Genomic DNA, 24,575 nt, shown 5'->3' with positions numbered 1-24,575 from the left:
TGGATGCCGATCAGCCGCGCCGGACCTGCTCGCGCAGGTCCTCGACGAGCGCGGGCACACCGGCCGGGTCAGCGGCTGTGCCGAAGACGTAGAAGTCGGGCCGGACGAGCACCGCGACGGCGTCGTACCGCTTGAGGTGGGACAGGTACACGTCGTCGAGGTCGAAGGCGATCGGCACGGCGCCGGGCGCGGGGGCGGGCGCGCCGGCGGGGACGACCCGGACCACCCGGGCGTCGAGCGAGTCCAGGAAGGTCCGGGCGTCCGCGTCGAGCAGGCCGTCGGGGTCCTCGGCGCAGAGCAGGACGAAGCCGGTGCCGACGACCTCGTCGAAGAGCCCGGCGCGACCGTCGACCTCGACGCGCCCCTGCGGCATCGGCACGCCGGCGCCGGCCGCGGGGGCCTCGGCCGTACGGCCGTGCAGGACCCCGCCGACCAGGGGTTCCAGCAGGGAACGGGTGCGCGGCCGGGAGGTGCGCCGGCGCAGTTCGGCGAGCATGACGGCGTCCCGGCCGGCCGCGGCGGTGCGGTCGGTCTCGCAGATCACCGTGCCCGAGTCCATCGACATCCGGATGGCGTGCTGCACGTGCGCGCAGCGCTCCTCCTGGTAGGTGTCCAGCAGCGCCTCGTCGGCGAGGCCGCGGTGCACCAGGTCGAGCTTCCAGGCGAGGTTGAGGGCGTCCCGGAAACCCGAGCTCATCCCCTGCCCCATGAACGGCGGCATCACGTGCGCCGCGTCACCGGCGATCAGGATCCGGCCGGAGCGCCAGCGGTCGGCCGAGCACGCCTGGGTGGTGTAGACGCCGTACCGCTCCAGGGTGGCGTTCTCCGGTGTGATGTCGAAGAGGCCGAGCAGCCGCCACACGCTCTCGACGCTCTCGAACTCCTCCCGGCTCTCCCCCGGCACCCGCATGAACTCCCACCGCCGGTGCCCGGGGCCCGCCGACACCGCCGTGCGGGGGCGTGCCGGGTCGCAGACCTGGAGATTGTTCGGCTTGAACTCGCGGGCCTCGTGCGGCACCACGTCGCAGACCAGCCAGTCGTACGTGAAGCCGAGGTCGGTGACGCCGCTGCCCAGGTGCTCCCGCACGAAGCTGTTGGCCCCGTCGCAGCCGACGACCCAGCGGGCCGCGCGGACCTCCTCGCCCTGCGGCCCGGCGATGGTGACCTCGACCCGGTCGTCGTGCTCGACCAGGCCGGTCACCTGGTACGGGCGCAGCACCGTGACGCCCGGCAGTTCCGCTCCCCGCTCGGCGAGCAGCGCCTCCAGCCCGGGCTGGTAGAAGGAGACCGAATCGGGCCAGCCCATCGGGCCGTCGCCGGTCACCTTGACGTGCAGCAGGGTCCGGCCGAAGCCGTTCTTGAAGGTGTACTCGCCCGACGACTCGACCACGGGGCCGAGCCGGTCGGCGACGCCGGCGGCGGCCAGGATGCGGCTCGCCTCCCCGTCGTACGACACGGCACGCGGGAAGTTGTACGGGGTGGCCCACCGCTCGACCGCCGTGACGGTGAGTCCTCGCTGCGCCAGCAGGATCGTGAGCATCTCACCGACGGGGCCGTACCCCACGATCAGGACGTCGGTCATCAGCATCGGTATCGGTTCCTCGCGGGTCGGTCGGACACGGTGTCGACAGGGACGACTCGCGCCGTGCGGCGCGGCCGGGCGGCCATCAGAGACCGAGTTCGGAGTCGATGAGGTCGAAGAGGTCGTCGTCGCTGGCCTGTTCGAGGTCGAGGTCGGGATCGCCGCCCGAGCCGGCGCGCATCGTGCGCCACTTGGCGATGAGCACCTCCAACCGGGACCCGATCTGGGCGTGCAGCTCCGGTTCGACACTGGCCTCGGTCAGCGAGCGTTCCAGGTTCTCCAGGTCCGTGAGGACGGGTGGAACCGTCGGCTCGGTGTCCGGCGCCAGCTGGGAGACCAGGAAGGTGGCCAGCTCGTTCGGGTCCGGGTAGTCGAAGATCAGCGTGGCCGGCAGGCGCAGACCGGTCGCCGTGGTCAGCCGGTTGCGCAGCTCGACGGCGGTCAGCGAGTCGAAGCCGATCTGGCTGAACGCCCGGCCGGGGGCGACCGCCGCGCGGCTGCCGTGCCCGAGCACGCTGGCCGCCTGCTCGCGGACCAGGTCGACCACCAGGCCGTGGCGGTCCGGTCCGGCCAGGGCCGCCAGCTCGTCGGCGAGGCTGCGCCCACCGCCGACCGGGGCGGTGGACCGGGCGCTCGGCCGTTCCCGTCGCATCAGCCCACGCAGCAGGGCCGGGGGCCGCTCGACCCGCTCGCCGAGCGCGGCGACGTCGATCCGGGTCGGCACCAGGACCGGTTCGGCCAGCCGCAGGCCCGCGTCGAACAGGGCCATCCCCAGGTCGGACGGGATCGCCAGCTGCCCGTCCCGGGCGGTGATCCGGGGATCGGCGCGGTCCAGCTTGGCGGTCATCTCGCTGGCCTGCTCCCACAGTCCCCAGGCGAACGACCGGCCCGCCAGGCCCTCGGCCCGGCGCGCCAGGGCGAGCGCGTCGAGGAACGCGTTGGCCGCCGCGTAGTTCGCCTGGCCGGGTACGCCGAAGACGCCCGCGCCGGAGGAGAACAGCACGAATCCGGCCAGGTCGAGGTGGCGGGTGAGTTCGTGCAGGTGCCACGCGGCGTCGAGCTTCGGCGCGAACACCGTGTCGACGCGCTGCGGGGTGAGGGCGGTGACCACCCCGTCGTCGAGCGCCCCGGCCAGGTGCACGACCGCGGTCAGCGGGTGCCGTGCCGGCACCGCGTCCAGGACCCGGGCCAGGGTGTCCCGGTCGGCCACGTCGGCCGCCACCACCGTGGCCTCGGCCCCCAGGGCGCGCAGCTCGGCGACCGCCTCGGCCGCGCCGGGCGCCCGCTCGCCGCGGCGGCTGACCAGCAGCAGCCGCCGTACGCCGTGCGTCTCGACCAGTCGCCGGGCGACCAGCCTGCCCAGGGTCCCGGTTCCGCCGGTCAGCAGCACGGTGCCGTCGGGGTCCCACGCGCGGGGCATGGTGAGCACCACCTTGCCGACGTGCCGGGCCTGGCTGACGTGCCGGAACGCCTCCGGCGCCTGGCGGACGTCCCATACCTGGGTGGGCAGCGGGGTGAGCGTTCCCCGTTCGAAGAGCCCCAGCAGCACGACGAGCATGCGCTGCACCTCGTCGGGGTCCTCCAGGGTCAGGTCGAAGGCGGTGTAGGCCACCCCCGGGTGGTCGGCGGCGACCCGGGCGGCGTCGCGGATGTCGGTCTTGCCCATCTCGATGAACCGTCCGCCGCGCGGCAGCAGCCGCAGCGAGGCGTCGACGAACTCGCGGGCCAGCGAGTCCAGCACCACGTCGACGCCCCGTCCGCCGGTCGCCTCGGCGAACCGGGTCTCGAAGTCGAGGGTCCGCGACGAGGCGAGGTGGTCCTCGTCGAGGCCCATCGACCGCAGGGCGTCCCACTTGGCGGGGCTGGCGGTGGCGTACACCTCGGCGCCGAGGTGCCGGGCGAGCTGGACGGCGGCCATGCCGACGCCGCCGGCCGCCGCGTGCACCAGCACCGACTCGCCCCGGGTGAGCCCGGCCAGGTTGACCAGGCCGTGGTACGCGGTCAGGAAGACCACCGGCACGGAGGCGGCCTCGACGAACGACCAGCCGGCGGGCATCGGGGCCAGCAACCGGCGGTCGGTGACCGCGACGGGGCCGAAGCAGCCCACGAAGACCCCGAACACCCGGTCGCCGGGGCGCAGGTCGGTCACCTCGGCGCCCACCTCGACGACCTCGCCGGCGCCCTCGCCGCCGAGCGGCCCCGCGTCGCCCGGGTAGAGGCCGAGCGCGTTGAGCACGTCGCGGAAGTTCAGGCCGGCGGCGCGGACGCGTACCCGGACCTCGCGGGGGCCGAGAGCGGCGTCGGCCGCGTCGGTCGGGCTCAGGGTGAGGTTCTCCAGGCTGCCCCGCACCGGCGCGTCCAGCCGCCACGCGGCGGCGGGCGGGGCGGTCAGCTCGCCCGCCGACCCGGCCCGCGCGAGCCGCGGCACGTACGCCGCGCCGCCCCGGACCGCGGCCTGCGGCTCGGCCGCCGCCAGCAGGGCGGCGACCTGGTCCGGGCCGATCCCGTCGCCGTCGACGTCGACGACGACCAGCTGGTCCGGGTTCTCCGACTGGGCGGAGCGGACCAGCCCCCACGCCGCCGCGGCGGCCGGGTCGGTCACCTCGCCGGCATGGTGCACGGCCACCGCGCCCCGGGTCACGAGCAGCAGCCGCGACCCCGCCCAGCGGGGCTCGGTGAGCCAGCGCCTGACGAGGTCGAGGGCGCGGACGGCGGCGTGGCGCGCCGCGCGGGGGGTGGGCTGTGCGGGGTCCGCGTCGAGCGGCACGAGCACGGCCCCGGGCAGGGCCAGTCCCGCGTCGACGGCGTCCGCGAGCGCGTCCAGCCCGGCGTGCAGCGGGTACCCGCCCAGGCCGGGGGCGATGGCCACGGCGTCGACCGGGGTGGCCGCGTCGACCGGCGGCAGCGGCGTCCAGTCCATGCGGAACAGGGCGTCGCGGGTGGCGCGGTCGTCGGTGACGGCCAACTCCGCGGCGGAGATCGGCCGCATCGTCAGGGCGGTCACCTCGGCGACCGGGGCGCCGGTCGGATCGGCGGCGGTCAGCGCGATGGCGTGCGGCCCGACCTGGGTGAGCCGCACCCGCAGGGCGGTCGCGCCGGTGGCGTACAGGGTGACGCCGTTCCAGGCGAACGGCAGCAGCAGCCGGCCGGCCCCGGCCTCGGCGAGACCGCCGAAGTGCGCGGCGTGCAGGGCGGCGTCGAACAGGGCCGGGTGCAGGCCGTAGCGGTCGGCGTCGACCCGCTGGGCCGCCGGCAGCTCCACCTCGGCGTAGACCTCGTCGCCGCTCGTCCACACCTGGCGCAGCCCCTGGAACGCCGGCCCGTACGCGTAGCCGTCGGCGGCCAGGTCGGCGTAGAAGCCGGCCAGGTCGACGGGGCGGGCGTCGCGCGGCGGCCACGCGGTGAGCTGCGGCGACGCGACGGGCTGGTCGGCGGAGAGGGTGGCGCTGGCGTGCCGGGTCCACGGCGCCCCGGCCGGGCCGTCGGCGGGCCGGGAGTGCACGGTCACCGGGCGGCGTCCGTCGTCGCCGCCCGCGCCGACCACCACCTGCACCTGGGTCGCGCCGGCGGCGGGCAGGGTCAGCGGGGCCTCGATGACCAGCTCGTCGAGGACCGGGTGGCCGATCTCGTCGCCGGCGCGCAGGCAGAGCTCCACCAGGCCGGTGCCGGGCACCAGCACGCTCTCGGTGACCCGGTGGTCGGCCAGCCACGGCTGCGCGTCGGTCGACAGCCGCCCCGTGAACAGGTGGCCCCGCGCCTCGGCCAGCGCGACCGACGCCCCGAGCAGCGGATGCCCGGCGGCGTCCAGGCCGGCGGCGCCGACATCGCCGGGGCCGGAGACGGGCCGGGGCCAGTAGCGGCGGTGGGCGAAGGCGTACGTGGGCAGGTCGACCCGCCGGCCGCCGGCCAGCGCGGGCCGCCAGTCCACCTCGACCCCGCACACGTGCAGCTGGGCCAGGGAGAGCAGGAACCGCTCGCGGTCGCCCTGGTCGCGTTGGACCGAGCCGACCACCACGGTCTCGCCGTCGTGGTCGGCGAGGGTCTCCTCGATGCCCACGGTGAGCACCGGGTGCGGGCTGCACTCGACGTACGTGTCGTGGCCCTGGGCGGCCAGTGAGCGGATCGCTTGTTCCAGCTCGACCGGCTGCCGCAGGTTGCGGTACCAGTAGTCCGGCCCCATCTCCTCCCCGTCGAGCCAGCGCAGGTCGGTGGTGGAGAAGAGCGGCACGGCCGCCGGGCCGGGGGCGATGCCCGCCAGCACCTCGGCCAGTTCGTCGCGGATGCGTTCCACCTGGGCGGAGTGGGAGGCGTAGTCGACGGCGATCCGCCGGACCCGGGCCTGCTCGCCGGCCAGTTCGGCGAGGAGTTCCTCCACCGCCGCCGGCTCGCCGGACACCACCACGGCGGCCGGGCCGTTCACGGCGGCGATCGAGATCCGGTCGCCGAACCGGGCGATCCGGTCGCGGACCGTGTCGCCGGGGAGCGCGACGGAGGCCATCGCCCCGTGCCCGGCCAGGGCCCGCAGCGCCCGGCTGCGCAGCGCCACCACCCGGGCGGCGTCGGGCAGGGAGAGCACCCCGGCGACGCAGGCGGCGGCGATCTCGCCCTGCGAGTGGCCGACCACGGCGGCCGGCTGCACCCCGTAGGAGCGCCACAGCTCGGCCAGCGACACCATCATCGCGAACAGGGCGGGCTGCACCACGTCGACCTCGTCGAGGCCGGGCGCGCCGGGCACCCGGCGCAGCACGTCCAGCAGCGACCAGTCCAGGTGCGGCCGCAGCGCCGCGTCGCAGGCCGCCATCCGCTCGGCGAACACCGGGGCCTGGTCGAGCAGGTCGAGTCCCATGCCGAGCCACTGGGAGCCCTGTCCCGGGAAGACGAAGACGCACCGGCCGGCGGGCCGGGCCTCGCCGCGCGTCACCGCCGGGTCGGGCCGGCCCTCGGCGAGCGCGTCGAGGGCGGCGGCGACCCGCTCCGGCGACGCGCCGACCAGCACCGCCCGCGAGTCGAAGGTGCTCCGGCTGGTGGCCAGCGACCAGGCCACGTCGAGGGGCCGCTGCTCGGGCCGCTGGGCGAGGTGCTCACGCAGCCGGCGGGCCTGACCGACGAGCGCCTCCGGGGTACGCGCCGAGAGCAGCCACGGCAGCGCGTGCGCCTCCGGCGGCGTGGCTTCGGCGACGGGCTCCGGGGTCGCCTCCCCGGCGACCGCCTCGACGATCACATGGGCGTTGGTGCCGCTGATGCCGAACGACGAGACACCGGCCCGCGCCGGCCGGTCCGCCGGGGGCCACGGGCGGGCCTCGGTGAGCAGTTCCAGCGATCCCGAGTCCCAGTCGACGCGCGAGCTGCGGCGCTCGGCGTGCAGGGTGCGGGGCAGCCGGCCGTGTCGCATGGCGAGGACCATCTTCAGCACCCCGGCCACGCCGGCCGCGGCCTGGGTGTGCCCGAGGTTGGACTTGACCGAGCCGAGCAGCACCGGCGGGGCGTCGGCCGGGCGCTGCCCGTAGGTGGCGAGGATCGCCTCCGCCTCGATGGGGTCGCCGAGCGACGTGCCGGTGCCGTGCGCCTCCACCACGTCCACCTCGGCGGCGCTCAGCCCGGCGGCGCCCAAGGCGGCCCGGATGACCCGTTCCTGTGATGGCCCGTTCGGGGCGGTCAGCCCGTTGGACGCGCCGTCCTGGTTGACCGCCGAGCCGCGGACCACGGCGAGGACCGGGTGACCCCGGCGGCGGGCGTCGGAGAGGCGTTCCACCACCAGCATCCCGACGCCCTCGGACATGCCGAAGCCGTCGGCGTCCTCGGCGAACGCCTTGCACCGCCCGTCGGCGGCGAGACCGCGCTGGCGGCTGAACCCGGTCAGCCCGGCCGGGGTGGACAGCACCGACACGCCGCCGGCCAGGGCCAGGTCGCAGTCGCCCTGACGCAGCGCCTGGACGGCCAGGTGCAGCGCCACCAGGGACGCCGAGCAGGCGGTGTCCACGGTGACGGCCGGCCCCTCCAGCCCGAGCGCGTACGCGACCCGGCCGGAGAGGACGCTGCCGGCCGTGCCGGTCAGCAGGTGCCCCTCGTCGGCGACGACCTCGCCGTCGTCGGAGACGACGCCGGGGGCGATCCGGTCGCCGTAGTCCTGCCCGTGGGTGCCGGCGAAGACGCCGGTGCGGCTGCCCCGCAGGGTGGCCGGGTCGATGCCGCCGCGCTCCAGCGCCTCCCAGGAGGTCTCCAGCAGCAGCCGGTGCTGCGGGTCCATCGCGAGGGCCTCGCGGGGGCTGATGCCGAAGAACGCGGCGTCGAAGTCGGCGATCCCGGTCAGGAACCCGCCGGCCCGCACGTACGTCCGGCCGGGCGTGCCGGGCACCGGGTCGTAGAGGTCGGCCAGCGGCCAGCCCCGGTCGTCGGGCAGGTCGCCGATGACGTCCCCGCCCGCGTCGAGCAGCCGCCACAGCTCCTCGGGGGAGCCGATGCCGCCGGGGAACCGGCAGGCCATCGCGACGATGGCGACCGGCTCGTCCAGGGCGACGGTGCTCGCGTCGGCGACCTCGGTGGCGGCGGTGCCGAGCAGCCGGGCGTGCAGGTGCGCGGCGAGCAGCTCCGGGGTGGGGTGGTTGAACACGGCGTGCGAAGCGAGCCGGACGCCGGTGACGGCGGTGAGCCGGTTGCTCAGTTCGACGGCCATCAGCGAGTCGAAGCCGAGCTCCTTGAACGGGCGGCGCGGCTCGACGTCGTCGGGTCCGGTGTGCCCGACCACGGTGGCGCACCGGGTGCGTACGAGGTCCAGCAGCAGGGCGGCGCGGTCGGGTTCGGCCAGCTCGGCCAGCCGGTCGGCGAAGCCCTTGGCGGAGGCGGGCGCGGAGTCGGCGTTGACGGCCCGCCGGGGCGGCGGGGGCAGCAGGGCCCGCAGCAGGGCGGGCACCTCGCCGGAGCCCCGCACGGCGGCCAGGTCGAGCCCGATCGGCACCAGCGTGGGCCGGTCGACATGCAGGGCGGCGTCGAACAGCGCCAGGCCGGCGGCCGTGTCGAGGGGACGGGTGCCGCCCCGGGCGAGCCGGGCCAGGTCCGCCGCGGTGAGTCGGCCGGCCATCCCGTCCTGCGCGGCCCAGAGCCCCCAGGCCAGGGCGGTCGCCGGGAGACCCTGGGCGCGCCGGTGGGCGGCGAGCGCGTCGAGGAACGCGTTGCCGGCCGCGTAGTTGCCCTGCCCGGGGCTGCCGAAGGTGGCGGCGGCCGAGGAGAAGAGCACGAACGCGGCCAGGTCGAGGCCGGCGGTGAGCTCGTGCAGGTGCCACGCGCCGTGCACCTTCGACCGCAGGGCCCGCCGCCAGCGGTCCTGGTCGAGGTCGGTGAGCAGGGCGTCGTCGGTGGCCCCGGCGGCGTGCACGACGGCGACCAGCCGGTCGGCCAGCGGGGCGACGACCTCGGCGAGCGCCGTCCGGTCGGCGACGTCGGCCGCGACCACCCGGACGGTGACGCCGGCGTCGGTCAGCGCGGCCGTCCAGTCGCCGGCCTGGCCGGTGCGGCTGACCAGGACCAGCTCGGCGACGCCGTGCACGGTGGCGAGGTGGGTGGCGACGTGCCGGCCGATCCCGCCGGTGCCGCCGGTGACCAGCACGGTGCCGCCGGCCAGCGCCGCGAGCGGCGTGCCGGCCGGGGGCTGGTCGACCGGGCGGAGCCGGGGCAGCAGGACCCGGCCGTCGCGGACGGCGACCTCGGGCTCGTCCGTGGCGACGGCCAGCGCCGAACGGACGGTGGCGTCGTCGGTGGCGTCGAGGCTGAGCAGGAGGAAGCGGTCGGGTTGCTCGGCCTGGGCGACCCGGACCAGCCCGGCCACCGGGGCGTGCACGGGGTCGCCGTCGCGGACGGCGAGGGCCAGGCGGGTGGTCTCCGCGCGGGGGTCGGCCAGCCAGCTCTGGAGCACCCCGAGCACGGCGAGGCCGACGGCGTGCGCCCGGTCGGGCACCGACCGGCCCGGCTCGCCGTCGCCGACCCGCAGCACCAGCAGCGGCGGCAGCGGTCCGTCCGGGGGCGTGCCGTCGGCGAGCGTCCAGGAGGGCGCCGGCGTCGCCGGGAACGCCGCGGGCAGCCAGTCGACGGCGTACAGGCCGGCGGGCGCGGGCGCCGGCGCCGGCGCGTCGGCGGGCGGCAGGTCCAGGGCCCGCAGCACCACCCGGTCCACGTCGAGCACGGGCACACCCGCGTCGTCGACGGCGCTCAGCGTGACCGCGTCCGCCCCGGCGGGGGCCAGGCAGACGCGCAGCGCGTGCGCCCCGGTGGCGTGCAGGCGCACCCCCGCCCACTCGGTGGGCAGCAGCCGGGCGGCGGGCCCGGCGTCGGTGTCGTCGCCGGGCGCGAAGTCGGCGAGCGGGAGCAGGCGCAGGGCCGCCTCCAGCACCAGCGGGTGCACGCCGTACCGCTCGGCGTCCGGGTCCCGGGCGTCCTCGGGCAGGCGTACGTCGACGAAGAGCCGGTCGGCGGCGACCCACGCGGCCCGGGCGAGTTCCCCGACCATGGCCCGGCGCTGCGGGGTGGTCAGGTCCACCGGCCGGGCCCCGGTGGGCGGCCAGGTCGGGGCGAGGGCGCCCCGGCCGCTCTCCGGGTCGACCGGGCCGAGCACGGCCTCGGCGACCTCCCGCCAGGGCTGCCCGTCGCCGGCCCGGACGTGGCAGTGCGCCACCCGGCGCTGGCGCTCGTCCGGCGCGGAGAGGCCGACCTGCACCTCGACGGTCGCCTCGGCGGGCAGCGGCACCGGCTCGGGGACGCGCAGCCGCTCCACGGTCGGGGTGCCGAGCCGTGCGCCGAGGTGGGTGAGCATGTCCAGCAGGGCGGTGGCGGGCAGGAGCGCGGCGGTGCCGTCGGCGGGGGCGGCCAGCCACGGCTGGGTGGCCGCGGAGACCCGGCCGGTGCAGACCACCTGCCCGGTGCCGACGACCGGCAGCACGCCGCCGAGCAGCGGGTGCCCGGCGTCGTCCAGTCCGACGCCGACGGGGCCGCCGGCGGCGGTGGAGGCGGGCAGCCAGTAGTGCCGGCGCTGGAAGGCGTACGTGGGCAGGTCGACGCGGCGGTGCGGCCCGGGGCCGGCGAGGGCGGCGCGGTCCACCGGGACGCCCCGCACGTGCAGCCGCGCCACGGCGGCGAGCAGCGCCTCCGGCTCGTCGGCGACGCCCCGCACGGCGGGGACGAAGGCCAGCTCGTCGGCCTCGGCGACGAGGCAGTCCTGGGCCATCGCGGTGAGCACGCCGGCCGGACCGACCTCCAGGAAGGTGGTGACGCCCTGCCCGTGCAGGGCCCGCACGCCGTCCTGGAAGCGGACGGTGCCCCGGACGTGCGCCACCCAGTAGTCGGGCGAGCAGAGCCGGGCCGGATCCACGGGGTGACCGGTCAGGTTGGACACCACCGGCAGGTGCGGGGTGCGGTAGGTGAGGCGGGCCGCCACCGCGCGGAACTCGTCGAGCATCGGCTCCATGCGCGGCGAGTGGAACGCGTGCGACACCCGCAGCCGGCTGGTCCGACGCCCGGCGGCGCGCAGGGTGGCCGCGACGGCCAGCACCGCGTCGGTGTCGCCGGAGACGACGACGCTGGTCGGGCCGTTGACGGCGGCGAGGCCCACCCGGTCGGTCAGGTGCGCGGCGACCTCGGCCTCGTCGGCCTCGATGGCGACCATCGCGCCCCCGGCGGGGAGCTGCTGCATCAGCCGGGCCCGGGCGGCGACGAGCGCCGCCGCGTCGGCGAGGGCGAACACCCCGGCCACATGCGCGGCGGCCAGCTCGCCGACGGAGTGGCCGAGCACCGCGTCGGGGTGCACGCCCCAGGACTCCAGGAGGCGGTACAGCGCGACCTCGAAGGCGAACAGCCCCGGCTGGGTGTACAGCGTGTGGTCGAGCAGGTCGGCCAGTTCGCCGCCCTCGGCGGCGAAGACGACGTCGGCGACGGGGTGCGGGGCGTGGCCGGCGAGGCAGCGGTCGAGTTCGGCGCAGGCGGCGTCGAAGGCGTCGGCGAAGACGGGGTACGCCGCGTGCAGTGCGCGGCCCATGCCGGCGCGCTGGCCACCCTGCCCGCCGAAGAGCAGGCCGAGCCGGCCGTCGACGACCCGGCCGGTCAGCACGGTCGGCACGTCCGGGTCCGGCTCGCCCCGGGTCAGCGCGGTCAGGCCCGCGCGGGCGGTGGCCGGGTCGCCGGCCAGCACCACGGCCCGGTGTTCGAGGGCGGCGCGGGTGGTGGCGAGCGCGTGCCCGACGTCGGCCGGGTCGGCGTCCGCCCCGGGCCCGTCGAGCCAGGTCAGCAGGCGGGCCGCCTGGTCCCGCAGCGCCTCGCCGGAGGCCGCGGCGAGCAGCCACGGTACGGGCGGTCGCCGGGTCGCGGCCCCGGACGACGGCTGCAAGTCCGCGGCCCCGGACGACGCCTGCCGGTCCGCGACCCCGGGCCCGGACGGCGGGTCGGCGGCGGGCGCCTCGACGATGACGTGGGCGTTGGTGCCGCTGATGCCGAACGACGAGACGCCGGCCCGCCGGGGCCGTCGCACCTCGGGCCACGGGCGGGCCTCGGTGAGCACCTCGACCGCGCCGGCGCTCCAGTCCACCTCCGACGTCGGGGCGTCCACGTGCAGGGTGCGGGGCAGCGTCCCGTGCCGCATCGCGAGCACCATCTTGATGACCCCGGCGGCCCCGGCCGCGGCCTGGGTGTGGCCGAGGTTGGACTTCAGCGAGCCCAGCCGCAGCGGCTCGGCGTCGCCGCGTCCCGTTCCGTACGTGGCGAGCAGCGCCTGCGCCTCGATCGGGTCGCCCAGCCGGGTGCCGGTGCCGTGCGCCTCGACGACGTCCACGTCGGCGGGGGAGAGTCCGGCCACGGCCAGCGCCCGGCGGATGACCCGCTCCTGGGCGGGCCCGTTGGGGGCGGTGAGCCCGTTGGACGCGCCATCCTGATTGACTGCCGAGCCGCGCAGCACGGCGAGGACGGGGTGTCCGCGCCGGCGGGCGTCGGAGAGCCGTTCCAGCAGCAGCACGGCGACGCCCTCGGACCAGCCGGTGCCGTCGGCGCCCTCGGCGAACGCCTTGCACCGCCCGTCCGGGGCGAGCCCGCGCTGCCGGCTGAACTCCACGAACGCCTGCGGGGTGCCCATCACCGCCACGCCGCCGGCCACGGCGAGGGAGCAGTCGCCGGCACGCAGCGCCTGGGCGGCCAGGTGCAGCGCCACCAGCGACGACGAGCACGCCGTGTCGACCGTGACCGCCGGTCCCTCGAGCCCCAGCGCGTAGGCGACGCGGCCGGAGACGACGCTGCCGGCGGTGCCGACGCCGAGGTAGCCCTCGGTGCCGGGCGGCGCCTGGCGCAGGTTCGCGGCGTAGTCGTGGTGCATGACGCCGGTGAAGACCCCGGTGGCGCTGCCGCGCAGCGAGGTGGGGTCGATGCCGGCCCGCTCGAACAGCTCCCAGGACGTCTCCAGCAGCAGCCGCTGCTGCGGGTCCATGGCCAGCGCCTCGCGCGGGCTGATCGCGAACAGGGCGGCGTCGAAGTCGGCGGCGTCGGTCAGGAAGCCGCCCACCCGGACGTACGAGGTGCCGGGACGGTCGGCGTCGTCGGAGAACAGGCGCGCCAGGTCCCAGCCCCGATCGGTGGGGAACTCCGTGAGCCCTTCGCGGCCCTGGTCGACGAGGTCCCACAGCTCCTCGGGGGAGCCGACACCGCCGGGGAGCCGGCAGGCCATGGCGACGACGACCACCGGGTCGTCCACGGTGGAGGGGGCCGTCGGCCCGTCCGCCACGGGACCGGCCTGCCCGGTGCTGCCGCGCAGCCGGGCGGCGAGGTGTCGGGCGAGCGCCTCCGGGCTGGGCCGGTCGAACGCGGCCGTCGCGGAGAGCCGTACCCCGGTGGCGCGGGCCAGCCGGTCGCGCAGGGCGACCGCGCTGACCGAGGTGAAGCCGAGTTCCTTGAAGGCCCGGCCGGGGCGGACCGCGGCCGGGCCGGACAGGCCGGCCACCTCGGCGGTGGCGGCGCGGACCAGGTCGAGCAGGAGCCGGTCCCCCTCGGCGGTGGTCAGCCCGGCCAGCCGGCGGCGCAGCTCGGCGGCGTCCCGGTCGTCGGAGGCGTCGCGGGCCGCCGCGACGGGCGTACGCCAGGCGGGGTGCGCGGCGTCGGCGTGGCCCGCCGGACGGGCGAGCAGGACCAGGTCGTCGCCGTCGTGGGCCACGTCGAACGCGGCGAGGTCGGCGCGTACGGCCGCCGGCGCGTCGCCGGTCCGCTCCCCCGGGTGGGGGCCGGCCGGCCCGGTGGTGGTGGGCGACGACTCCCGGTCGGCGCGCGCGGTCGGCGCGGCGGTCGTGCCGACGAGCCGGGCCGGCAGACCGGCGGCCCGGCGGCGGGCGGCCAGGGCGTGCAGGGCGCCGACGGCCGAGGCGGCCCGCTCCTGCCCGGCGGCGCCCAGCAGCAGGGCGGACGGGGCCAGGACGGTGAACGCGGCGGCCGGGAGCCGGGTCGCGTCGTCCAGCGTCCCGGCGAGGCCGAGCAGCCGGGCCACGGACTCGTCGTCGGTCAGGTCGTCGTCGGACGGGCAGAGGAAGGCCCCGCCGAGCGGCTCGTCCCCCGCCTGGTCGACGGGCAGCGCGGCGGCGTCGGCACCGGCGGCGGTGAGTTCGGCGACCAGCTCCGCCAGGGCGGCCCCGGCCGTGGCGTCGACGTGGAGCAGCCGCAGCCGGCGGACGCGGTGGGCGGCGACGAGGTGTCGGGCCAGCGCCGCGCCGGTCGGCCCCTCGGCGCCGGTGACCAGGACCGGGCGGTCCGGGTCGGCCACGGTGACCGGCCGTGCCGGCATGGTCGCGGGGGCGGGCACGAGGACCGCGTGCAGGGCGGCTCCGGCCCGCAGCGCGACCTGCGCGGCGCCGGCTTCCACGACGGCGGGGAGCAGGGCGGCAGAGCGGTGTCCGGCGTCGCGGTCGACCAGCACGATCCGGTCCGGGTACGCGGCCTGCAGGCTGCGGCCGACCGCCTGGGCCGCGCCGGCCCCCGGATCGGGCTCGAACCGCTCGCCGGCCCCGCCCGGCGCGATGGCGGCGTCGGCCCCGCCGGGCCCGGTGGCGGCGTCGGCCCCGCCGGGCCCGGTGGCCGGGTCGCTCGCGGCGGCGGCGTCGCCGGCCGGGCCGGTCAGCAGCACCAGCCGGGTGCCGGCGAACCGGTCGTCGTCGAGCCAGCCACGCAGCCGGTCGGCGAGGTCCGCCGCGACGGCGTCGGCCGGCTCGACCAGCAGCACCGTCACGTCGGGCACGTCGGGGGCCTCGCGCAGGGCGGCCAGGTCCGGGTGGGACCGGAACCGGTCCCCCGGCGACGCCGCGCGCAGGGGTTCCAGCAGCGCCTCGCTCCCGGCGCCGACGACCGCCCAGCGGCGGGCCGGGGCGGCGGCGGCCTGGGCGGCCGTCGGGACGGGCGCTTCGACCGGCGGTACGGCGGTCAGGTCCAGCGGCTGCCAGGCGAACAGGCTCAGCGCCTCGTGGTGGCTGCCGTTGACGGCCCGCAGCCGCGCCGGCCGGTCGAGCAGGAGCCGGCGGGTGACCTTGCCGGAGGCGGTGCGGGGCACCTGCCCGATCTCGTACAGCGCTTCCGGAACCTTGTGGTAGGAGAGCTTCTCCCGGCAGGCCGCGTACCCGGCCCGGGGGTCGAAGCCCGCCGGCCCCGGCACCACGAACGCCACCGGCACCTCGCCGAGCACGTCGTGCGGGCGGCCGGTCACCGCCACGTCGGCGACGCCGGGCACGGCGCGCAGCGCCTCCTCCACCTCGGCCGGGTGGATCTTCTCGCCGCCCCGGATGATCAGTTCCTGGTGCCGGCCGGTGACGAAGATGTTGCCGTCGGCGTCGCGGCGGGCCAGGTCTCCGGTGCGGTACCAGCCGTCGCGCAGGGCGGCGGCGGTGACCTCCGGCAGGCCGTGGTAGCCGAGCATGACGCTCGGCCCGCTGACCCAGACCTCGCCCTCGGCGCCGGTCGGCACGTCCAGGCCCGTCTGCGGGCTGACCAGGCGCACCTCGACGCCGGGCACCGCCCGCCCGCAGGAGCCCTCGACGCGGGGCTGGTCCGGCCGGGTGACGGCGATCGAGCCGCAGGTCTCCGTGCTGCCGTACGCGTCGAGCAGCGGCGCGTCGAAGACCTCGTCGAACGCCCGACGCAGCGCGCCGGTGGTGATCGCCCCGCCGACCAGGCAGACCCGCAGGGCCGGGGCGCGGAAGCCGCTCTCCCGGGCGGCGGTGACCAGGTGGTGGTACATGGCCGGCACCCCGGCCAGCACGGTGGCCTCGTCCTCGTCGACCGCGCGCAGCACGTCGTCGGCGGAGAAGCCGTCGATGAGCCGGGCCGTGGCGCCCACCGCGGTCACGCTCAGCACGCAGCCGATGTGGGAGAGGCTGTGGAACAACGGCAGCGGCCAGACCACCCGGTCGGCGGCGGTGAGCCCGGGGATCGGCACGTAGCAGGCGGCGACGGACCAGAGGCAGGTGCGCTGGGTGGAGAGCACGCCCTTGGGCCGGCCCGTGGTGCCGGAGGTGTAGAGCATCCAGGCGACCTCGTCGAGGCCCAGGTCGTCACGGGCGGCCACACCCGGCTCGGTGTCGACCAGGTCGCGCCACGCGGTGACCCCGGCGGGCACCGGGCCGTCCCCGGTGACCACGACCCGCAGGGCCGGCCGGTCGGCGCGCAGCCGCAGCAGCTGGTCGAGGTGCCGCGGGTCGGTGACCACCAGCGCCGCGCCGGAGTCGTCCAGCAGGTAGGCCAGTTCCGCGTCGGTGCTGTGCGGGTTCACCGGTACGCCGACCGCGGCGGCCCGCGTCACGGCCAGCCAGGTCTCCACCGTCTCCACCCGGTTGCCGAGGCAGAAGGCCACCCGGTCGCCCCGCCCGACCCCCGACAGCGCCAGGTGACCGGCCAGCCGTCGGGTGCGCGCCGCCAGGTCGGCGTATCCGACCGCCCGGCGGTCGTCGCGGAACGCGACCTTGTTCCCCAACCTGGCGGCGTGCGCCTCGATCAGATCGGACAACGGCTGGATCAGGTCGCTCCGAAGCATGTCACCACATCCGTCCGTCGGCGAGACTTCTCATCCGCGGCGTAGACCCCGCTCGCCGTAGCGGCCCAAGTCTTCCGAGCACCCTGCCGGTGTCCTACCCCTGTCACCCCCTAAGTCGTCCCCAGTTCGGACCGCTGATCCGGTGGTGGGACGGGCCGCAGGCCGATGATGGGGCGACCCCCGCAGACCGTCGAGTCCCCATGCTCCACCCGCCCGTCAGCCGAGGTGCCGTCGTTGGAACGCTGCTGGTTGTTCGCCCGCTCGGCCGTGCCGGCCGGCGGAGGCCCGGACACGCGGATGACCGAGCTGGTCGGAACCGTCCTCACCGGTCTGGTCGCCGCCGCCCGCCGGGCCGATCCGGGCATGGAGTGGTTCTTCGACCCGGAGGGCTCCCCTCCCGGGCCGCGCGTGAGCCTCGGCTTCCACGCCGCCCCGGCCGCGCTCGACGCGGTACGGGCGCGGCTGCTCGCGTACGACCCGGGGGTGTCCTTCGCCGCCGACCGGTGCGTGGTGCGGGACGCCGCCCGGGGCGGCCCGCTCGCGTCCGCGGGCAGCGACCTGGCCCTGACCCTGCTCGGCGGCGACGCCCCCTGGCTGGCCGGCGTCGAGCTGCCGCTGGCCGTGGCGCACCTGCGGTACCTGACGGGGCTGGTGCCGGCGGCCGACCGGCTGGCGTTCCTCTTCCTGCACTGGCAGGAGCGCGGTCAGCGGCTCACCGTCGCGCAGCGGCGGGACCTCGCCGCGCAGGCGGACGCCGGCGCGGAGAAGATCGTCCTGGCGGCCGGCGACCTGCCGCTGGGCGGGGAGGTCGCCGTGGCCTGGCAGCGCTACCTGGACCGGGTGGCCGACGTGGTCGGCCGCGACCATCCGGCGACGCCGGCGGGCTTCCTGCTGGCGCACCACGCCCAGCTCACCCACGACCGGTGGGGCATCGGGCCGGACGTCGACTCGCTGGCCGCGCTGGCGCTGCGCCTGTCGATGGTCCGGGACCGCCCGGTCGTCGCCGCGCCGGTCGTCGTCCCGCAGAGGAGGCAGCAGCCACATGCACGCGTCCGCACCTGACCCGCACGCCCCCGCCGAGCCGGCCCGGATCGAGGTGGCGCTCGGGGAGCGCACGTACCCGGTGCTGATCGGCCCCGGGGTGCGCCACCGGCTGGCGGCGGAGGTGGCGCGGATCGGCGCGCGGCGGGTCGTGGTGGTCTCGGCCCGGCCGCCGGAGTGGACGCCCGACCCGGGCGTGCCGCACCGGGTGGTGCCGGCCCGCGACGGCGAGCACGACAAGAACCTGGCCACGGTGGAGCAGCTCTGCCGGACGTTCGCCGAGTTCGGGCTGACCCGCGCCGACGCGGTCGTCTCCTGCGGCGGCGGCACCACCACGGACGTGGTCGGGCTGGCCGCCGGCCTCTACCACCGGGGCGTCGCGGTGATCCACCTGCCGACCTCGCTGCTCGCCCAGGTGGACGCGAGCGTCGGTGGCAAGACCGCGGTCAACCTGCCGGAGGGCAAGAACCTCGTCGGGGTGTACTGGCAGCCCCGCGCGGTGCTCTGCGACACCGAGCACCTGGGCACGCTGCCGGAGCGGGAGTGGCGCAACGGGTACGGCGAGATCGCCCGGGCGCACTTCATCGGCGCGGGCGAGCTGCGCGACCGTCCGGTGGCGGAGCAGATCGCCGCCTGCGTGGCGCTCAAGGCGCGGGTGGTGGCCGCCGACGAGCGGGACTCCGGCCTGCGGCACATCCTCAACTACGGCCACACGCTGGGGCACGCGTTGGAGCGGGCCACCGACTTCGGCCTGCGGCACGGCGAGGCGGTCGGCGTCGGCACGGTCTTCGCGGGCCGGCTGGCCGGCGCCCTCGGCCGCGTCCCGGCCGACCGGGTGGCCGAGCACCACGACGTGGTGGCGGGCTACGGCCTCGACACCGCGCTGCCCGACGGCGTCGACCCCGACGAGTTGGTCGCCCTGATGCGGCGGGACAAGAAGGCCACCTCGGGCCTGTCCTTCGTCCTGGACGGCCCGGCCGGGCCCGAACTGGTCGCCGACGTCCCCGAGTCCGCCGTCCGGGCCGCCCTCGCCGGCATGTAGCGGGCGGCACCCCGGCCGCGGTCGGCGGCCCGGCTCAGGCGGGTCGTCGCCCGACCAGGCAGCGGAGGATCGGCTCGGCGCGGGTCCACAGCACCGCGCCACCGATCTCCGGCACGAGGTGCCGGACGGCACCGGGGATCCGGGCGGCCAGCGTCGCTCCGTTGTCGGGTGAGTGGCTGGTGTCCTGCTCGCCGTACCAGAGGTCGACCGGAACCGTGATCTGCGCGAGGTCGAAGGACCATCGCCGCATGGCCAGGACGGTGTCCCGGGCGTAGCCCGCCGGGCCCTGGGCGAACCCCTCGCGCAGGGCGCGGCGGTAGGCGGCCTCGAAGCCCGGGTCCCGGTAGACCGCCAGATCGGCCTCGGGACTCCCCCTCGTCACCATGTCCCACATCGCGTCCGCGTCGAAGCGCGCGAAGAACTGCTCCGCCGCGGCGGGATCGGCGGCCGCCCCGTCCACGAGCCCGCGCAGCCGCGCCGGCAGCGCCTCGGCGAACTCCGGCGCGGCGACCTCGTCCGCGCCGGACACGACGGCCACCGCCGTGACGACACCCGCCACGGCGCAGGCGAGCGCGAACGGCGCGCCCTGCGAGTTGCCGACCACCGCCGGGGACGCCAGTCCCCGCAGCCCGACGAGCTGGCGGACGTCCTCGGCGAAGTCGGCGTACGTCCGGCCGGGCGCGGGGGTCGAGCTGCCGAGCCCCGGGCGGTCCACGGAGACGAGCCGCACACCGAGCGCGTCGACGACGTCCGCGCCGAAGCCGAGCCGCCGGCTCGTGGCCGCTCCGGGGCACAGCAGCACCGCGACGCCGTCCGGTGGCCCCCACTCGGCCCAGCCGAGCACCCGTCCGTCGGGCAGTCGGCTCTCCCCGAGCCGGACCGGGTCGTCCACGCGCACACTCATGATCCTCATCATGGTCGCGGGGCCGGCCACCGCGCACCGCGTTTTCACCGGCCCGGGGCGGTCGCCCGTCGCCGCGTCGTCCCCCGGGCCGCACGGCCCGGGGGACGAGACGTCAACTGCCCAGCGCCCGCTGGATCTGTGCGACCAGCACGCCGCAGGCGTACCGGTCCGAGGCGCCGACCATGCCGACGATGGTCGCCGGCAGCGGGCCGTTGTCCGTCTCCGCGGGGTCGTGGTGCATGAACGCGACGAACTGCCCTCGGTCGATGAACGGAGCGAGGATCGGCTCGGCGTCGACGCCGGGGGCCAGCGAGAAGAACGTGGTCATGGCGCAAGGATGCCGACCGAGCAGCGAGCTGCGGTGCAGCACCGACGTGGTGGCTCCACTGACCCGGAAGTTCGGGTCGATGACCCGCAGTTCGCCGTCCCGACCGATCCCGGCGTCGAAGGAGCAGTACCCCCGGTAGCCGAGGGCACTGGCCTTTCGGACCCCTACGGTCAGCGCTTCGACCAGCTCCGCCGGCGGCTGGTCGTCGTCCAGCACGCAACCGACCCACGTCGACGTGGGCTGCGGCAGGTGTACGGACGCACCGAAGTACTGCACCGCTCCGCTCTCGGTCACGCCGAACTGGATCCCCCAGATCGTCCGGAAGGGCACCTCCTCCTCGACGATCCACCGCTCGCTCACCTGCTCCAGCTGGTTGAACAGGGCCCGGTGACGCCGGTCCTGCAGCCGCCTGGTGAAGATCGCGATCCCGCTGTACACCTCGACGCCGGCCGGTTTGACCACCGCCGGCCGACGGTCCTGCTGCACGATCCGGCGTACCTCGGCGGGGGTGGCGACCCGCCGACGGGGCAGGTATTCGGGTGCGACCAGTGTCTCCAGCATCGTCTTGTCGTTGAGGCGGGCCAGCAGGTCCGGGGAGACCCGGGCGCGCGCCGCCCGCAGTCGCGGATCGTGCGGGGGGAACTGGAACTCCAGCGTCTCACCCCGCTCGGCGGCGTCCCGGGCCAACTGCACCGCCTGCGCGCCGGAGCGGAACTCGCGCAGGTCGCTCGGCGTCTTGAGACCACACCGACTGAGCAGACGCAGCGACTTGTCGGCGCTGGATCCGGTGCTGCAGATGGCCGACGCCTGGTGCGGAAGGGTCAGGTGAAGTCCGGTGATCATGTCCAGCCCGTTGTACAGGGCGGCGCCCGCACCGGCGAGATAGCGGCTGCCTGCGGTCGTCACCGGGTCGGGTGGCCGGGCCAGGACCACCCCATCGTGAGCGAACACCTGCACCTGGATAGGTCCATGCATTGGATCTCCTGACATGCCGGCCCACAGGGGGCCTCGGGGTGGCACGAAGTCCGGGTGCGCGACGACCACGAACAGCGGAGAACGTGGACGGATGCGTGCGCACCCGGGGTCTTATGAGGCCGCTCGGCCACGAGAGTCGGGCGTACCGCGTGCACCCACCGGACGGTCTCGGGCCAGACCGGCCAGGTAGCGGGCTGGCTTGTGGTCAGCGCCGCGATCGGCGAGGTGCACACCAACAGTCGGTGTCTGGTCTGCCAGCCACCGACTGGGTCATGATCGGGAAAGCATAGTCAGTCCTCATTGCCCGGGGATGGGCCGGTCAGCCGAACACCGGCGGCCCTTTTCGCGATCGGAATCGCCGATTCTCCAACTCGGCCCCTCAACTCGGGCTGACCGAAAAGATGCTTTCTAAAGAAGGTCACGGGACCATTCACCGTCGAACCCGGACAATCGCGCACCGACCCTGCCGGAGGGCACCAACCATCCACTATAGAAAACATATAGTGGCATGTGCTTTCGCCGAAAGGTTACGGCAGCCGACCGGGATCCCGACCGGCCATTCCGGCGCCGATGCCACTTCGACCAGCACAAATTGCCCCGTCGGGCGGCGGCGACGGCGGATCCGGCCCTGGTCCGGTCATTGCCCCGGGCGTCTCCCCCGGCAAGCTCCGGTCGGGATCCCCGGCCGTCGCGCTAGGGGTCGACGTGCGTATCTCTAGGGGTGTACGCCACTGGACGGCGCTTCGTAGGGTCGGGCCCCATCGGTTCGTCGTTCCCTTTTCGCTGCACCGGTTCTGGGACGAATGTGGGTGCGCAACGCCCCGGATGGACGGGAGGTGCCGGTGACCGGATCGGGCACCGCGGCCCCCGGAACCGCCGTCCACCACCAGCACGGCCCACGGATCGTGCGCGGCGCGACGGGTCCGCTTCGGCGACGCGTCGGTCCATTCTCCTCGTGGGCGGGGTCGGCGTCGTGCCACGCCGTCACCGCGCCTCGCGTCCCCCCGTGCCGTCCGGCGTACGGCACTCCGGCTGACCGGCCGCTGCGGCCCCGCGCCCTCCGGTCATCCCCTTTCGATCGGAGGTTGAGCTGATGTCTGTCGGGTTCGATGGTGCGCGGACCGTGGACGGTGCGGTCGACGCCGGGACTCCGGACCTGGTGGGGGACCTGCGGCGGCCGACGGTGTGGCCGGCGCGGGCGGCCTCGGTGCACCGGGTGCTGCCCTTCCGGCAGCCGGGCGACGGGCCGGCCGGCACCGTCGTGGTGGCGGGCCTCGTGGCGGTGCTGGCCCGGTGGACGGCCCAGGAGCAGGTGGTGCTGGGCCTGTCCTCGGGTGGCGGCGCGTCGGTGCTGCGGGTGGACGTGGCGGGTGATCCGGGTTTCGGGGAGTTGACGGCGCGGGTGGGCTCGGCACTGGCGGCGCCGGTGGTGGTGGAGGGCCGGGGCCCGGTGGGTCCGGTGTCGGTGGGGTTGGTGGGCGCTCCGGTGGCCGACGTGGGGCCGGACGCGGTGGACGTCGACCTGGTCGTCAGTGTGGCGTCGGACGGGTCGGCGGTGCGGGTGGACTACGCGGTGGAGGGATTCTCCGCGCAGTGGGTGCGGAGCCTGGTGGATCAGGTCGAGACGCTGGTCCGCGCCGGGTCGGCGGAGCCGGGTGCGGCTCTGTCGGGACTGCCGTTGCTCACGGCCGCGGAGCGGGAACGGTTGTTGGAGTGGGGCCGGGGTGCGCCGCGCGAGGTGCCGGGCGAGCCGATCCACGAGTTGGTGCTGGGGTGGGCGCGGCGGTCACCGGAGGCGGTGGCGGGTGTCGCGGGCGGTGAGGTGTTGACGTACGGCGAGTTGGATCGCCGGTCGGCGGCGCTGGCGGCGTACCTGCGCTCGGCGGGTGTGGGCGCCGGTGACGTGGTGTCGCTGGCGTTGGAGCGCGGATTGTGGTCGTTGGTCGCGACGCTGGGTGTGTTGCGGACGGGTGCGGCGTACACGCCGATGGATGTGTCGTGGCCGGCGGAGCGGATGCGGGTGTTGTTGGCCGACCATGGCGCGCGGGTCGTGTTGACCGTCGGTGCGGTGGCGCCCCGGGTTCCCGGTGGGGACGGGGTGTCGGTGGTGGCGTTGGATGACGACTGGCCGGTGGTGCAGGCGTGCGAGCCGGTGGACCTGCCGGCCGTCGAGGCGTCCGCGCCGGCGTTCGTGATCTACACGTCGGGTTCGACGGGTACGCCGAAGGGCGTCGTGCTGACGCACGAGAAGCTGACGAACTTCCTGGCGTGGATGACCGACGAGTGCGCCATCGGCCCCGACAGCCGCATGCTGCACTCCGCGGCACCGGTCTTCGACGCCGCGTTCGGGGAGGTCTTCGCCACGCTCACCGCTGGCGGTCGCGTCGTCGTCTGCTCCCGCGACGACCTGCTCGACGCGCGCCGGCTCACCGAGCTCATCAACACCCACGACGTCACGCACACGTTCGGACCGGCCACCAACGTCGCCCCGCTCGACCCGGCCGCCTGCCCCGGCCTGCGCTGCATCATCTTCGGCGGCGAGGCCGTCCCGCCGCAGCTGGCCCAGCGGTGGTTGACGGCGGGTACGCGGGTGGTGAACGCGTACGGGCCGGCGGAGATCGCCGTGGCGTGCACGTGGTTCGACGCGTCGGCGGGCTGGGGCGGCGCGTACGTGCCCATCGGATGGCCCATGCCGAACCGGCAGCTCCGCGTCGTCGACGCCAACCTCGACCTCGTGCCCATGGGCGTGCCCGGGGAGATCCTCATCACCGGCTTCGGAGTCGCCGACGGCTACCTCAACCGCCCCGAACTGACCGCCGAACGGTTCGTCACCGACCCGTACGGCGGCGGCCTCGCCTACCGCAGCGGCGACCTCGGACGCTGGAACACCGCGGGGGCACTCGAGATCCTCGGCCGCATGGACCACCAGGTCAAGGTCAACGGCATCCGCATCGAACTCGGCGAGATCGAGACCGTCCTCGCCCAGCACCCCGACGTCGGCGCCGCCGTCGTCACCCGCCGCGAAGACCACGGCACCGCCCGCCTCGTCGCCTACGTCACCGGACGCAACGGCCGCACCCCCGCCACCGGTGACCTGCGCGCACACGCCGCCGCCGTACTTCCCTCCTACATGGTCCCCGCCGTCATCGTCACCCTCGACCGCTTCCCCGTCGGCGGCACCGGCAAGATCGACCGGAACGCCCTGCCCGCACCCGGCTCGCAGCGCCCCGACCTCGGCGTCGAGTTCGTCGAGCCGGCGACGAACGAGGAACGCCTGGTGGCCGGTGTGTTCGCGACCGTCCTCGGCATCGACCGGGTCGGCACGCGGGACAGCTTCTTCGACCTGGGCGGCACATCGCTGCAGTCGGCGGCGGTGGCCGTGGGCATCGACGAGGCCGCGGACGTCGTCGTGCCCGTCTCGCAGATCCACCGCACGCCGACGCCGCAGGGGCTGGCCCACTGGCTGACCACCGCGCCCCGCCGTACGCAGACCGGCTCGACCGCCGGGCAGGCCCGTCAGCGCCCCGGCCCGGTTCCGCTCGCGCAGCAGGTGGCGAAGTGCCTGATGTCGCCGCTGGAGGTCGTCGTCCCGGTGACCTGGTGGATCGAGGGTGAGCTGGACCTGCGCGCGCTGATGGCGGCACTCGGCGACGTGCACCGCCGACACGAGGC

General features: G+C 76.2%; 7 protein-coding genes. 3 read left to right on the top strand and 4 right to left on the bottom strand.

Going from position 1 to position 24,575, the window contains the following annotated elements; translation table 11 throughout:
- Positions 1-10: 10 nt before the first annotated feature.
- On the bottom strand, positions 11-1,582 hold the full coding sequence (locus tag ACSNN9_RS12390) for a bifunctional 3-(3-hydroxy-phenyl)propionate/3-hydroxycinnamic acid hydroxylase (protein ID WP_436673194.1): 1,572 nt from the start codon (positions 1,580-1,582) through the stop codon (positions 11-13).
- Between the two features lie 85 nt (positions 1,583-1,667).
- A complete protein-coding gene (locus ACSNN9_RS12385; protein ID WP_436673193.1) occupies positions 1,668-16,613 on the bottom strand; it encodes an SDR family NAD(P)-dependent oxidoreductase in 14,946 nt (4,981 codons plus the stop codon).
- Positions 16,614-16,910: 297 nt separating this feature from the next.
- Between ACSNN9_RS12385 and ACSNN9_RS12380 the strand changes: the two genes are divergently transcribed.
- Positions 16,911-17,675: a hypothetical protein gene (locus tag ACSNN9_RS12380; RefSeq protein WP_436673192.1), complete on the top strand. Its 765-nt coding sequence runs from the start codon at positions 16,911-16,913 to the stop codon at positions 17,673-17,675.
- Positions 17,656-18,696, top strand: coding sequence for a 3-dehydroquinate synthase family protein (locus tag ACSNN9_RS12375; protein ID WP_436673191.1), 1,041 nt, complete (start codon positions 17,656-17,658; stop codon positions 18,694-18,696). Before ACSNN9_RS12380 ends, ACSNN9_RS12375 begins: the two co-directional genes overlap by 20 nt.
- Before the next feature lie 34 nt (positions 18,697-18,730).
- Here the strand turns inward: ACSNN9_RS12375 and ACSNN9_RS12370 are convergent, their stop codons facing one another.
- Positions 18,731-19,498, bottom strand: coding sequence for an alpha/beta fold hydrolase (locus ACSNN9_RS12370; RefSeq protein ID WP_436673199.1), 768 nt, complete (start codon positions 19,496-19,498; stop codon positions 18,731-18,733).
- 214 nt (positions 19,499-19,712) lie between these two features.
- Positions 19,713-20,879 (bottom strand): ATP-grasp domain-containing protein, encoded by a 1,167-nt coding sequence (locus tag ACSNN9_RS12365; RefSeq protein WP_436673190.1) that lies wholly within the window; start codon positions 20,877-20,879, stop codon positions 19,713-19,715.
- 1,117 nt (positions 20,880-21,996) lie between these two features.
- Between ACSNN9_RS12365 and ACSNN9_RS12360 the strand changes: the two genes are divergently transcribed.
- Positions 21,997-24,575, top strand: a 2,579-nt coding sequence (locus tag ACSNN9_RS12360) for a non-ribosomal peptide synthetase (RefSeq protein ID WP_436673189.1), incomplete at its 3' end; no start/stop codon positions are given.

Origin of the sequence: Micromonospora sp. URMC 107 (genome assembly GCF_051386315.1) — a bacterium.
GTDB lineage: Bacteria > Actinomycetota > Actinomycetes > Mycobacteriales > Micromonosporaceae > Micromonospora.
This window is presented reverse-complemented; position numbering and strand designations above follow the sequence as displayed.